Genomic DNA, 13,009 nt, shown 5'->3' with positions numbered 1-13,009 from the left:
CGGCAACCCACGGAAAGGGTGGATTTGCGGGTCCGCAACCGCCATGGTGACGCCCGCCCGTTCCTCCCGCCACCCGACGCGCCGCCATGAATTTGCTGAGCTGCATCCACGACACCGCCCCGATCATCGAGGCCAAGGATTCCGACCTGGGCGACCTGTTCCCGCCGGGATTCCTGGATCTGTACGAGGTGCACAGCTACCGCAACGCCGCGCGCATCCTGGCCCACGCCTGCGCGGCGGAGTTTCAGGAGATCACCGCCCAACTGATGGACTTCCGCATCCGCACCGAGGACATCGTGGCGGCGGGCGGCAACAAGTCCCAGATCGCCAAATCCATGGACCTGAGACTGAATCCGTTGGGCTGGAACGAAACCCGGATTCGCGGCGACCTGTTCATCACCAAGATGATCGTCACCCATGAGGAAAAGCGCCGGATCGCCGGAAAGAACCGGGGCCAGACGGTGACGGAACAGCGCCAGCACGACGAGATTTACAAGGTGAAGGGCTTCATCGACGGCCACAAGATCGACTTCGTGAAGGGCCGCGTCGCCTTCGATCTGGAATGGAACAGCAAGGACCAGACCTTTGACCGCGACCTTTACGCGGCGCGCACCTTCTACGAATGCGGCATCGTCAGCGCGGGCGTCCTGCTGACCCGCAGCGCCGAACTGGCCCCGCTGTTTACCGAGGTGGCGCGGCGGGTCGAGATGAAAAATTTCCAAAACAAATACGGCGCCAGCACCACCTGGATGAAAAAGCTGCTCTACCGCCTGGACGCCGGGCGCGGCGGCGGCTGCCCCATTCTGGCGCTGGGCATCCGCCCGGCCCTGGTCTCTGATTTTGACGACTGGAAAGCCCGCCACCCGGTGATCCGCCACGCCGTCGCGCTCGACCTGGACGGCCATGGCGACGACGACGACGATCTGGGGTGACGCGCCATCCTCCAGCTACGCCTCCCTTCCCCCAGCGGCCCCGCCTTGCGCCGCGCGCACGATCCGCTCCAACTCGTCGATCTCGGCCTCGGTCAGTTCGGGGAATTGCGTGGTCCGCTTTTCCTTGCCGACGCGGCCATTCTGCATGACCAACCGCACCAGCAGCGCCGCCTTGCGGTTCGGCATGTCGATCCGGTCCATCACGCCGGTCATGGCCCGGTCAAACAGCTCGACAAACAACACCTCGTCGCGCAGGTCGGTGCGCACGGCGTCGATGACGCATTGGTACAGATATTCCGCCTGGGGCGTCGCGTCGAAATAGCGATAGAGGTGATCGGTGCGGTTTTTGACCAGGATGTTGGACGAATCGCCGCTCCACGCCCAATCAATGTGGGGAGTGATCGCTCGGGAGAAACGTTCAAGCGCGCCGTCATACGCCGCCTGATTCCGCAAGATCGCCGCCGAGACCGGAAACAACATCCCCGGCGGGGTGAAGCCGCCCTCGTCCAAGGCGTGATGGATCAAATAACGATGGATCCGACCGTTGCCATCCGCAAAAGGATGAATGAAGACAAAGGCGAAGGCGATGACGGCGGCGATCAGCACAGGATCCAGCCCGCCCCCCTTCAGCCGGTTCACCAGCGCGGCGAAACCGCCCATCAGGTCGCGCACATCCTCCGGCTTCGGGCCAATAAAATGCACGATCTCCCGGTGTCCTGTGGCGGACTCGCCGACAAAATTCTGGAAATCCCGCCAGCCGCTGGCCGCGTAACGGGGATCGACGATCATGCCCTGCAACCGGGTCTGATCCCGTTCGCTGGCCGGGTCGAAATCACGGATGGAGCGCAGCGCGGCGATGAAACGCTCAGCCTTTGTTCCGCTCGCCGTCTCGCGTTCCAGCTCAAAGGTTCCCTTGGTCTCCTTGGTGTAAAGATACTGGATGGCGCGGGCCAGAATCTGAGGATCGGCCCCTTGTATCAGCGCCGCCGCCTCCGCCTGGATGCCCGACCGCGACAGGGCGTCGATCTGCGGCGTCCGGCGGATCACCGGGCACAAGGCGGGTGTGCCAAGCAGATTGTTGGTGACGCGGTGACGCCGCGATGGTTCGCCGGGAAGGCGGACGATGTGCTTGTCCGGGGACAAAGCGGGCGTGTAGCCAACCGGCCCGGCGTCGGGCAGATCCAGCCGCCGCCCGGTCAGCCATTCAAAGAAAAACCAAGCGCGGCGGGCGAAGGCCCCGTTCGGTTCCCCGGCGACCCAGCGCTCCAGATCGGCGGCGTCCATGCGCTCGAACGCCAGACGCAGGATCGCCAGATCCGTCGGCTCGTAGCGCAGCGCGAATTTCAGATCCATCACCGGCGTGTCGCCGTAATCCTGAGCCGCGCCGTACCGTTCGATCCGGCGGTGCGGCTCTTCAAAAACCTGCCGCTTTTGGCGTGCGCCAAGGATCGAAATCACGCTTGGCTGCGGAACCGGAAGATCGAAGCGCGCGATCAGGCCCATCAACCCGGTGTAGCGTTCGCCGTCTTGCAATCGGATTGGCATCGGCGCCCCCGGAAAATGGGAATGGCCTCAAAGCTGGTGAGGCATCCGTTGAAATCTTCACGATCTTCGTAAATTTTTCAAGTTTCGCCAGTTTTCCAAAAAAATCTTCACAGGCGCGCCAAACCCCCGCCCGCGTCAGCGTTCATCAACGGACAACAAAAAAGCCTGCGCGCAGGTTCCCCCCACGCGCAGGCTTGTCCGTCACGCCACGCTCAATAGGCGCAGTCTTTGAACACCGGATCGACGTTGCCGCCCCAGGCGCTGTTGAAACGGGCGAGCAGTTCGTCCGCCGGGCTGTGGTTGTTCTGGGCGATGGCGTCCAACGTGTCGAGATAGAGGCTTTCGTCCTGGCCCGCGTCGTTGTTGCGGGCGCGGCGGACCAGACCGTCGCGGGCGATGGCCAGAGTCGCCAACGCCACCTCGCGCACCGTGCGGTCGCGGAAGGGGGTGCGCAGGCCAGCGCGCGGCACCTCGGCGCGCAGGGCGGCGCGTTCCGGCGTCGTCCAGTCCTTCACCAGATCCCACGCGGCATCCAGCGCCTGATCGTCGTACAGCAGCCCGACCCACAGGGCGGACAGCGCGCACAGGTTGGGCAGGCTTCCGGCGTCGGCCCCGCGCATTTCCAGATATTTCTTCAGCCGCACTTCCGGGAAGGCCGTGGTGGTGTGGTCGGCCCAATCGGTCAGCAGCGGCCGTTCGCCCGGCAGGGCGGGCAGCTTGCCGTCCAGGAAATCGACGAAGGATTGGCCCGCCGCGTCGATGTAGGTCCCGTCGCGGTAGACGAAATACATCGGCGTCTTCAGCAGGTAATCGACGTAGCGCTCGAACCCGAAGCCATCCTCGAAGACGAAGGGGATGTCGCCGGTGCGGTCGGGGTCGGTGTCGGTCCAGATGTGGCTGCGGTAGCTCTGGAAGCCGTTCGGCTGACCTTCGGTGAAGGGCGAGTTGGCGAACAGCGCCGTGGCGATGGGCTGAAGCGCCAGCGACACGCGGAACTTCTTCACCATGTCGGCTTCGGACGCGAAATCCAGATTGACCTGAACCGTGCAGGTCCGCGTCATCATGTCGAGGCCGAGAGAGCCGACCTTCGGCATGTAGTTCCGCATGACCTTGTAACGGCCCTTGGGCATCCACGGGATGTCGTCGCGCGTCCATTTCGGCTGGAAGCCCAACCCCATCATGGCGACGCCCAACTCGGCCCCAACCTCGCCAACCTGGGCCAGATGCTGGGCCAGTTCGGCGGCGGTCTCGTGCAGGTCACGCAGCGGCGCGCCCGACAGTTCGACCTGCCCGCCCGGCTCCAGCGTGATGTTCGCCATGCCGTCGACCAGCGCGATGATGTTGCCCTTCTCCTCCACCGGCTGCCAGCCGAAGCGGGTCATCCGCGTCAGCAATTCGCGAATGCCGTCCGGCCCGTCATAGGGCAGCGGGCGGCGGTCCGCGACGCGGTAGGCGAATTTCTCGTGCTCGGTCCCGATGCGCCACGCTTCGGCTGGCTTGCAGCCCGATTCCAGGTAGGCGACCAGTTGGCGGCGGTCGGTGATCGGTTCGCCGCGCGTTGTCGGGGGTGCGGACATGGAAGCTCCCGCAGATTAGTGGCTGTAAGGTCAGACCGTCGGTTCGGTCGGCGAGCGGAAGGGCGGCCGTGTGTCGCCGCCGTCGGCTGTCCAATCCCCGGACAGGGATTGCCAACAGGCCAGCGCCGCCACAACCGCCGTGTCGGCCCGCAGGATGCGCGGCCCCAAACCAACCGGAACAACAAAGGGGAGTTTCCCCAGTTCGTCAAGTTCGGACTGGTCGAACCCCCCCTCCGGCCCGATCAGCAGCGCCGCCGGGCACGGTCCCGTTTCGCGCATGGCTTCGGCGATGGGCCGGGCGTTTCCCGCCTCGGCGCACAGGAACAGGCGGCGGTCGGCGGGCCAATCGGCCAGCGCGCGGGCCAGCGGCGACGGCTCGACCAGTTCCGGCACGCTCAGCCGCTCGCATTGTTCGGCGGCCTCGACGGCGTTGGCGCGCAGACGGTCGCTGTTGACCCGGTTGGGGTCGGTGCGGCGGGTGAAGACCGGCCACAGGCGCGACACGCCCATCTCGGTCGCCTTTTCCGCCACGAAATCGATGCGGCCCTTCTTCAGCGGGGCGAACAGCAGCCACAGATCGGGCGCGGCGCTCTGGACCCGCCGTTGCTGGGCGACGGTCAGCGAGCACCAGCCCTTGCCGAAGCCGTCGATCACCGCGCGCCATTCGCCGTCGCGCCCGTTGAACACCGCCACCGCGTCGCCCCGGTCCAGCCGCAGGACATGGCGCAGAAAATGCGCACGCTCATGGTCCAGCCCGACCGATTGCCCCTCGGCCAGCGGGCTTTCAACATACAGACGGGTTTTCACAATGCCCTGGGGCTGGTCGGTCATGGCGTCCCTCTCCGCGAAACGGAGGCGACTATACCCGCCCGAAGGCGGGCGCGTCAGCCTTTCGCCGCCAGACGGTCGATGTGGACGCGCAAGTCCGACGGGGCCACCGGCTTGTGCACCACGGTCAGGCCGTGGACTTGAGCGGCGGCGGCCAGATCAGCCCCGGTGTCGCCGGTCAGGATGATGGCGGGAATCGGCGCGCCACACAGCGCCCGCAACGCCCGCACCGCCTCCACCCCCGACAGGCCGTGCAGCCGGTAATCCGAGATGATGACGCAGGGAATCGGCGTCGGGGATTGCGCCCGCAGGGCGGCCAACGCCGATTCCGCCGTTTCGGCGGCGATGACGCGGTAGCCCCAACTGTCCAGCATGATCTCCATGCCGGCGAGAATGATGGCCTCGTCGTCGATCACGATCGCAAGCCGATCAGATGAAGCGTCGTTCGTCATGCCGAAGAGCAACCCAAAGCCATGGACGGGTGCCGCCAGTATCCAGGCGACGCCGCCAGTGGCAAGCCTTTCTTGCGCGCGGCCCCGGCCCCGTTCCGTCCGGCTGGACGCGACGGCGCACGCCCGATAGGGTGCGGCCAGCCGCTTCCAACTTGCTCCGTGCCGCCGCCATGACCAGCGCCCCTTCGCCCGATTCCGCCGGTTACACCGACATTCGCCGGGACGGCTGGATCGGTCGCTGGCTGCCCGCCGCCTGGCGGCCTTACGCCACCCTGGCCCGGCTTGACCGCCCGATTGGAACCTGGCTGCTGCTGTTCCCTTGCTGGTGGAGTCTGGCGCTGGCCGCGCCGCGCTGGCCCGATCTGTGGATGATGGCGCTGTTCGCGGTCGGCGCAATCGTCATGCGCGGGGCGGGCTGCACGGTCAACGACATCCTGGACCGCAAATTCGACGCGATGGTGGAGCGCACCCGCGCCCGCCCGATTCCCTCGGGCCAAGTGTCGGTGCGGCAAGCCCTGGCCTTTCTCATCGCCCAACTGCTGGTCGGCTTGGCGATCCTGCTGCAATTCCAGCCCGCCGCCATCGGCTTGGGCGTGCTGTCGCTGGCGCTGGTCTTCACCTACCCGTTGATGAAGCGCGTCACCTGGTGGCCGCAAGCCTTTCTGGGGCTGACCTTCAATTGGGGGGCGTTGATGGGCTGGGCCGCCGTGCGCGGCGATCTGGATTGGCCCGCCATCGTGCTGTATGTGACCGGCGTCGCCTGGACGCTGGGCTACGACACCATCTACGCCCACCAGGACAAGGAGGACGACGCCCGGATCGGCGTGAAATCCACCGCCCTGCGGTTGGGCGACCACAGCAAAATCTGGATTTACGGCTTTTACAGCCTGACCTATGGCGGGCTGGGGTTGGCCGGCATGCTGGATGGTCTGGGGGGGCTGTATCTGCCGGTTCTGTCGCTGGCCGCCCTGCATCTGGCGTGGCAGGTGGCGACGTGGCGCCCGGACGATCAGAATGATTGTTTGGACAAATTCAAATCAAACCGCTGGTTCGGCTGGATCGTGCTGGCCGCCATTCTGGCCGGGAAGCTGTAGGCCCACGACGGGAGGCCCACGACGGGCTGATTCGCCAAAAGAAAATCGGGGCGAAAGCCCCGCTTGTTTCTTCTCACCATGCGACGCGCAATCAACGTTGATCGTCGTCCACCAACTCGGCCACCGCGTTGATGGTGGAACCCGGCTTGCGGTTGGGAACCAGAGTGCGCACCCCATCCACCGAAGCGACCAAGTTCTTGGCCGCGCTCTTGACCACGTTCGACAGGTTGGGTTTACGGTTGGGCATGATGGCCGTGGCGACGTCAAGGCGCTCGCGCTTGACCGGAGCGGCCACGCTGGCGACCAAGGCCTGCGGCTTGCGGCCCGGCATCGTCACCGCGTGGGCCACCACCGTGGTGGTGGGGACCTTCAGCGACGGACCAACGCGCTTGGACGCCTTGAGCGAAGCCTCGACGATGCGCGGCCCCGACGAACGCGCCTTGGCGCGGCCCGAAGGCGAAACGGAGAAATCGGTGTCCATGCCACGGTCGCCCGCGTCGAGCGCCCGATTCTTGGCCGGAGCCTCTTCGCCTTCCGGCATGATGAAGCCGTAGGACGCGTAAACGCGCATGCCCATCTGTTCGGTCGGCTCGTGCCAGACGCGAACGGCGGACCAATCATTGTTGCGGGAGACGTCGACGACGCGCATGCCGCGCCGCAGACCGTCACCGCCGATCCAGCTATGATCCACCTCGATGGTGCGGCGGTCAATCACCGCGCTGACCAGCGAAACGTGCCCCCGGCGCATGTGGCCGGTGCGCTTGAAGACCAGCACGGATCCGACGGCGGGGTGGTTTTCACGGTCATAGACCCCGGCGGCGTGGTTCCACCACGTCCAGGCGTCGCCACGAATGGTGAAGTCCGAGATCGCGCGAACGGTGCGCACGCAATCCTGCGCGGCGGCTGGCGTCACGGCCATAGGGCTGAGCGCGAGCAAAGCCGCGAACGACAGGCTTATGGCAGTTCCCCTCGACCGCATGACTCCCCCAATCCCTTTGTTTTTCCCCTTACAAACGGGTAACACAGGGTTCCCGGCCCTGTCTACACCGTTTGATCCGCTGTATAGACGGCGCATGACCGGCGGTTTTCCCGACACCAGCGGAAGCCATTGAGACTCCTCGCATGAACAACCCCTCGCCGCCCGATTTCGTCCGCGACAACACGACGCTGACGACCGCTCCTTTGCTGCCGGAAATCACGCTTCATCTTGCGACCGAGGTCACTCCCCTGTGGATGGCCACCGAAGAGACCTTGGCGGAAAAGAACCTGCCGCCGCCTTACTGGGCCTTCGCTTGGCCGGGGGGACAGGCGGTGGCCCGGTTGTTGTTGGACCGACCCGATCTTGTGGCGGGAAAATCGGTGCTCGATTTCGCCGCAGGCACCGGAATCGTCGGCATCGCCGCGATGAAGGCCGGGGCGGCGCGGGTCCAAGCCTGCGAGATCGACCGATTCGCCCTGGCCGCCATCGGGCTGAACGCCGAAGCCAACGGGGTGGAGGTCAAGCCGGTCAGCGTCGATCTGATCGGGCGCGATCTGCCCGGCATCGACATCGTTCTGGCGGGCGACGTTTGTTACGAAAAGCCGATGGCCGAGAAGGTCACGGCCTGGCTGCGCCGAATCGCCGCGACGGGAACCCTGGTTCTTCTGGGCGATCCGGGCCGCGCCTATGTCCCGACCAGCGGGCTGGAAAAGGTCGCGACCTACACGGTGCCGACCTCCCTGGAACTGGAAGACCGTGAAGCCCGCGAAACGGTGATTTGGCGGTTGTTGGCGGAATGAACTGCGGTTGCGTGGGGGAGATTTTTTGACACAGATGGACACAGATAAACACAGATGGAAATGAAATAAGATTGTATTTGGATGCTTGCGAGACACATGATTGTCTAAAATCAAAATATTATAACTATTAAAAATAATATTGGGGATAAATTTAAGAAAGACTGGCGCAAACGCAGAGCTGGAAAAACCAACCAACCGCCTATCATTGTCCATCTGTGTTTATCTGTGTCCATCTGTGTCAAAAAATCCTTCCCCTCACCGCCCCCCTTGACGACCCCGCCCCCGCGCTGAACCTTAACGACCATCACCGCAAGACCACCGGAAGAGCCATCCCATGCCCTACACCTCGTTGCGCGACTTCATCGACCGGCTGGAAAAGGCCGGGCGGCTGGTGGTGGTGAAGGAGCCGGTGTCCACCGTCCTGGAAATGACCGAGATTCAAACCCGCCTGCTGGCCGAAGGCGGCCCGGCGGTGCTGTTCGAGAATGTCGTCAAGGCCGACGGCACGCGGTCGGAAATGCCGGTGCTGGTCAATCTGTTCGGCACGGTGGAGCGAGTCGCCTGGGGCATGGACCGCGAGCCGCACCAGCTTCGCGCCGTGGGCGAGACTCTGGCCTTCCTGAAACAGCCCGAACCGCCCGGCGGCTTCCGCGAGGCGCTGGAGCTGATTCCGCTGGCCAAGACGGTGATGTCGATGAAGCCGAAGACCGTCGGTTCCGCCCCCTGCCAAGAGGTGGTGTTGACCGGCGATCAGGTCGATCTGGGCCGCCTGCCGGTGCAAAGCTGCTGGCCGGGCGAACCGGCCCCGCTCATCACCTGGCCGCTGGTGGTGACGAAGGGACCGACCGGCAAGCGCGAGGACGATTTCAACCTCGGCATCTACCGCATGCAGGTGTTGGGGAAAAACAAGACGATCATGCGCTGGCTGAAGCATCGCGGCGGCGCGCAGCATCACCACCGCTGGCAGGCCCACCAAGAAAAATTGGGCGGCAAGCGCGAGCCGCTGCCCTGCGCCGTCGTGCTGGGGGCCGATCCGGGCACCATCCTCGCCGCCGTCACCCCCGTCCCCGACACTCTGTCGGAATACCAGTTCGCCGGGCTGCTGCGCGGCAAAAAGGTGGAGCTGGTCGATTGCAAGACCATCCCGCTGAAGGTTCCGGCCCAGGCCGAAATCGTGCTGGAGGGTCACGTCAGCCTGGACGAGCACGCCGACGAGGGGCCGTATGGCGACCACACCGGCTATTACAACTCGGTCGAACCCTTCCCGGTCTTCACCGTCACCGCGATGACGATGCGCCGCAACCCGATCTACCTCTCGACCTTCACCGGCCGCCCGCCCGATGAACCCTCCGTCCTGGGCGAAGCGCTGAACGAGGTGTTCATCCCGCTGCTGATCCAGCAATTCCCGGAAATCGTCGATTTCTGGCTGCCGCCGGAAGGCTGCTCCTACCGCATCGCCGTGGTCAGCATGAAGAAGGCCTATCCGGGCCACGCCAAGCGGGTGATGATGGGCGTCTGGTCCTTCCTGCGCCAATTCATGTACACCAAATGGGTCATCGTCGTGGACGACGACATCGACGCGCGGAATTGGAAGGATGTGATGTGGGCGATGTCCACCCGCATGGATCCGGCCCGCGACATCACGGTGATCGAGGGAACCCCCATCGACTATCTCGACTTCGCCAGCCCCGAATCGGGCCTGGGCGGCAAGGTCGGGCTGGACGCCACCAACAAATGGCCGCCCGAAACCAAGCGCGAGTGGGGCCAGAAGATCCGCATGGATCAACAGACCATCGACCAGGTCAGCCGCAAATGGGATCTCTACGGCCTGCCCGGCAGCGGCGCGCCGATCTGGAAGTGAGCGTGGTGGATGGGGGCTAGCGGCCCCCATTGTCCTGATTTTCGGAACGACCCGTCGCTAAAATCGCTGATTATCACTTTTTGGGAAACGCGTAATCTCCTCTTCAGACGAACCGCCCGATGCCGGGCCTGACCAAGACGACGGAGACCGCGACCATGACCACCGCCAGCCTGAACCCGACCATCGACTCCCGCACCGCCCCCTACGCCGCCCTGCTTCTGCGCGTCGCCCTTGGCGCGCTGTTTCTGGCCCACGGTTTTTTGCTGAAGGTTCTGACCTTCGGCGTCGCCGGAACCGTCGGCTATTTCGAGAGCATCGGCTATCCCGGCGCCTTCGCCTATCTCGTTATCTTGGGCGAGGTTGGCGGCGGCCTGCTGCTGATCGCCGGGGTGTTCACCCGCTGGATCGCGTTGGCCCTGCTGCCGATCATGATCGGCGCGACCTTGCAGCATGTCGGCAACGGCTGGATGTTCGCCTCGCCCAACGGCGGTTGGGAGTTCCCCGCCTTCTGGACGGTGATGCTCGCCGCGCAGGCCCTGCTGGGCAACGGCGCCTTCGCGCTGACGCTTCCGGCGCTTGACGACGCCGGTCAGCGCCAGACGGCTTGATCCTTCCAACAGCGCGTGCTTTTCCAGCGCATGATTTTCAGGGAGCGGCCTTCACCTGGGCCGCTCCCAAAACGCGTGTGGCGGGCGTTCCGCCCTCCTGCGTCAGCACCAGGGCGTAACCGCGTCCGGCTTTGGGTTCCGGCAAGGTCAACAGCCGGTCCACCGCCTCGCCCGACCAGCGCCCGATCTCTTCCGTCACCGAAACGACGTTGGTGTTCAGCAGCCGCCGACCGGAGTTTTCCCCCGCCCGCACGTCGGTGTCCTGTTTCCGGTCAAAGCCGAACAGGGTCAAACGCCCGCTCATCCCCGGCGCGGCGGGAAGCCGCAAGCGGGCGTGGTCCTCGTCCGTCCGTTCCAGCGAGACGGCCACCGCCGCGCCCTCGCCCCGACGCCGGTCCAGGATGCGGCCAACCGCCGCGCGGTCGGAACCGACCGCCTGATCCCGGCCATCAATCACCATCTGCGGCGTGTAGACGTAAGGCTGACCGAGCGCCGCCTGATAGGCGTATTGCCGCCGGGTGTTCCAGCCATTGGCGAAAGGGTCGCGCCAGCCCAGCCGATCCCAATAATCGACGTGGAAGGACAGCGCGATGACGTCCTCGCGCCCCGCCAGCTCCTTCAAGTAAGCGTCGGCGGGCGGACAGGACGAGCAGCCTTGCGAGGTGAACAGCTCGACCAGGATCGGGGCGTCGGCCGACCGCGCCGGGCGCGGGTCGGCGGCGCCAGCGACCAGCGCGGCCAAAGCCGCCAAAATCAGGGGGGTGCGTGCGTGGGTCATACCGCGCAGCCTAGTCCCCACGCTCCCAACCGGCCACTCACAAGCCCGCGAGCGGGACGTGAACGGGGGGGCGAACGGGGGCGTGAACGCGGCGACGCCCCTTCCGGGTTCCGTGCGGGCCTCCCATTTGCTAGACAGAAGAGAGACCAACCGGAGAGCCTGATGCCTGTTTCGCCGAACGACCAGCCGGAGATTCTGAATCTGCTGGGCGATCTGATCGCCAAGGCGCGCGCCGCCGGGGCCGACGCCGCCGACGCCGTGCTGTTCGACAGCGCGTCCGTCTCGCTCAGCCAACGCCTAGGCGCCACCGAGAAGCTGGAGCGGTCGGAATCGGGCGACCTCGGCCTGCGGGTGTTCATCGGCAAGCGACAGGCCATCGTCTCGTCCTCCGACCGCAGCGCCAAGGCGCTGGGCGAGTTGGTCGAGCGCGCCGTCGCCATGGCGCGGGTGGTGCCGGAGGATCCCTTCGCCGGTCTGGCCGACCCCGAACAGATCGCCCACAGCTTCCCCGAGATCGACATCCTCGATCCGGTCGAACCGGCCATCGAGAGTCTGATGGAGCGCGCGCGCCGCGCCGAAGAGGCCGCGTTGGCCGTGGCGGGCGTCACCAATTCCGAAGGGGCGGACGCCGGGTGGAGCCGCTCGACCATCGCCATCGCCGCCTCGAACGGCTTCGCCGGGTCTTACGGGGTGTCGCGGCAATCGCTGTCCGCCTCGGTCCTGGTCGGGACCGGCACGGGGATGGAGCGCGATTACGATTATGACAGCAAGGTCTATGGCGCCGACCTGCGCGACGCCGCCGACATCGGGCGCGAGGCCGGGGAACGCGCGGTGCGCCGCCTGAACCCGCGCCGGATGAAAAGCGGCAAGCTGCCGGTGGTGTTCGATCCGCGCGCCTCGCGCGGGTTGCTCGGCCATCTGACCGGGGCGATCAGCGGCCCCAGCATCGCGCGCGGCACCAGCTTTCTGAAAGACAAGATGGGCGAGCGCATCTTCCCCGAGGGCGTCACCATCATCGACGACCCGCATGTGATGCGCGGCCTGCGCTCCCGCCCCTTCGACGCCGAGGGCGTGGCCGTGCGCCGCCACACCATCATCGAGGATGGGCGGCTGACCACCTGGCTGCTCGACCTGCGGTCGGCCCGTCAATTGGGTCTGGCGACCACCGGCCACGCCGCGCGCGGCACCTCCGGCCCGCCCGGCCCGGCCCCGGCCAACGTCTACATGGCGGCGGGCAAGCGCAGCCGCGCCGATCTTCTGGCCGAGATCAAAGAGGGCTTTTACGTCACCGACCTGATGGGCATGGGCGTCAACGGCGTGACCGGCGATTACAGCCGGGGCGCGGGCGGCTTCTGGATCGAAAACGGCGTCATCACCCACCCGGTGAACGAAATGACCATCGCCGGCAACCTGAAGGACATGTTCCTGAACATGGAGGCGGCCGACGATCTGGAGCTGCGCTTCGGCATGGACGCGCCGACCGTGCGCATCGACGGGATGATGATCGCCGGGTTGTGAGGATCAAGGGGATGGGGCGCCTGCGGGCGCCTCACCC

12 protein-coding genes are annotated in these 13,009 nt (G+C 65.7%); 6 read left to right on the top strand and 6 right to left on the bottom strand.

Annotation, left to right across the window (positions count from 1 at the left end):
- Nucleotides 1-86 precede the first annotated feature (86 nt).
- Nucleotides 87-932, top strand: a complete 846-nt coding sequence (locus tag ACODS4_RS10375; protein WP_488863295.1) for a BglII/BstYI family type II restriction endonuclease — start codon at nt 87-89, stop codon at nt 930-932.
- Nucleotides 933-947: 15 nt separating this feature from the next.
- Here the strand turns inward: ACODS4_RS10375 and ACODS4_RS10370 are convergent, their stop codons facing one another.
- The 4 genes from ACODS4_RS10370 to ACODS4_RS10355 form a co-directional block, all read right to left on the bottom strand.
- Nucleotides 948-2,477, bottom strand: coding sequence for a Fic family protein (locus ACODS4_RS10370; RefSeq protein WP_488863293.1), 1,530 nt, complete (start codon nt 2,475-2,477; stop codon nt 948-950).
- Between the two features lie 212 nt (nt 2,478-2,689).
- Nucleotides 2,690-4,054 (bottom strand): glutamate--cysteine ligase, encoded by a 1,365-nt coding sequence (locus ACODS4_RS10365; RefSeq protein WP_488863291.1) that lies wholly within the window; start codon nt 4,052-4,054, stop codon nt 2,690-2,692.
- Between the two features lie 30 nt (nt 4,055-4,084).
- Nucleotides 4,085-4,885, bottom strand: a complete 801-nt coding sequence (locus tag ACODS4_RS10360) for a 16S rRNA (uracil(1498)-N(3))-methyltransferase (RefSeq protein WP_488863289.1) — start codon at nt 4,883-4,885, stop codon at nt 4,085-4,087.
- A 53-nt stretch (nt 4,886-4,938) separates the two neighbouring features.
- Nucleotides 4,939-5,334 carry a response regulator gene (locus ACODS4_RS10355; RefSeq protein ID WP_488863288.1) on the bottom strand — a complete coding sequence of 132 codons (396 nt, stop codon included), beginning with the start codon at nt 5,332-5,334 and terminating at the stop codon, nt 4,939-4,941.
- A gap of 170 nt (nt 5,335-5,504) precedes the next feature.
- Between ACODS4_RS10355 and ubiA the strand changes: the two genes are divergently transcribed.
- The gene (ubiA, locus tag ACODS4_RS10350) at nt 5,505-6,428 is read left to right on the top strand and encodes a 4-hydroxybenzoate octaprenyltransferase (protein WP_488863286.1); all 924 of its coding nucleotides are present in this window, start codon (nt 5,505-5,507) and stop codon (nt 6,426-6,428) included.
- 91 nt (nt 6,429-6,519) lie between these two features.
- Here the strand turns inward: ubiA and ACODS4_RS10345 are convergent, their stop codons facing one another.
- Nucleotides 6,520-7,314 carry a CHAP domain-containing protein gene (locus ACODS4_RS10345; RefSeq protein WP_488863284.1) on the bottom strand — a complete coding sequence of 265 codons (795 nt, stop codon included), beginning with the start codon at nt 7,312-7,314 and terminating at the stop codon, nt 6,520-6,522.
- Between the two features lie 236 nt (nt 7,315-7,550).
- On the opposite strand from ACODS4_RS10345, the gene ACODS4_RS10340 reads away from it, so the two are divergent.
- The 3 genes from ACODS4_RS10340 to ACODS4_RS10330 all read left to right on the top strand — a co-directional run bounded on the left by ACODS4_RS10340 (nt 7,551) and on the right by ACODS4_RS10330 (nt 10,676).
- Entirely contained in the window at nt 7,551-8,207 is a 657-nt protein-coding gene (locus tag ACODS4_RS10340; protein WP_488863282.1) for a class I SAM-dependent methyltransferase, read from the top strand.
- Between the two features lie 334 nt (nt 8,208-8,541).
- The gene (locus tag ACODS4_RS10335) at nt 8,542-10,068 is read left to right on the top strand and encodes a UbiD family decarboxylase (protein WP_488863280.1); all 1,527 of its coding nucleotides are present in this window, start codon (nt 8,542-8,544) and stop codon (nt 10,066-10,068) included.
- Between the two features lie 119 nt (nt 10,069-10,187).
- Nucleotides 10,188-10,676, top strand: a complete 489-nt coding sequence (locus tag ACODS4_RS10330; RefSeq protein ID WP_488863279.1) for a DoxX family protein — start codon at nt 10,188-10,190, stop codon at nt 10,674-10,676.
- A gap of 37 nt (nt 10,677-10,713) precedes the next feature.
- On the opposite strand, the gene ACODS4_RS10325 is transcribed toward ACODS4_RS10330, so the two are convergent.
- Complete coding sequence (locus tag ACODS4_RS10325; protein ID WP_488863277.1) at nt 10,714-11,454, bottom strand: DUF1223 domain-containing protein; 741 nt, start codon at nt 11,452-11,454, stop codon at nt 10,714-10,716.
- Nucleotides 11,455-11,616: 162 nt separating this feature from the next.
- Between ACODS4_RS10325 and ACODS4_RS10320 the strand changes: the two genes are divergently transcribed.
- Complete coding sequence (locus ACODS4_RS10320; RefSeq protein WP_488863275.1) at nt 11,617-12,972, top strand: TldD/PmbA family protein; 1,356 nt, start codon at nt 11,617-11,619, stop codon at nt 12,970-12,972.
- Nucleotides 12,973-13,009: the final 37 nt, after the last annotated feature.

The sequence above is a fragment of the Azospirillum sp. FG154 genome (assembly GCF_057809575.1).
The sequence above is the reverse complement of the archived record's forward strand: the minus strand, read 5'-3'. Positions and strand labels throughout refer to the sequence as shown.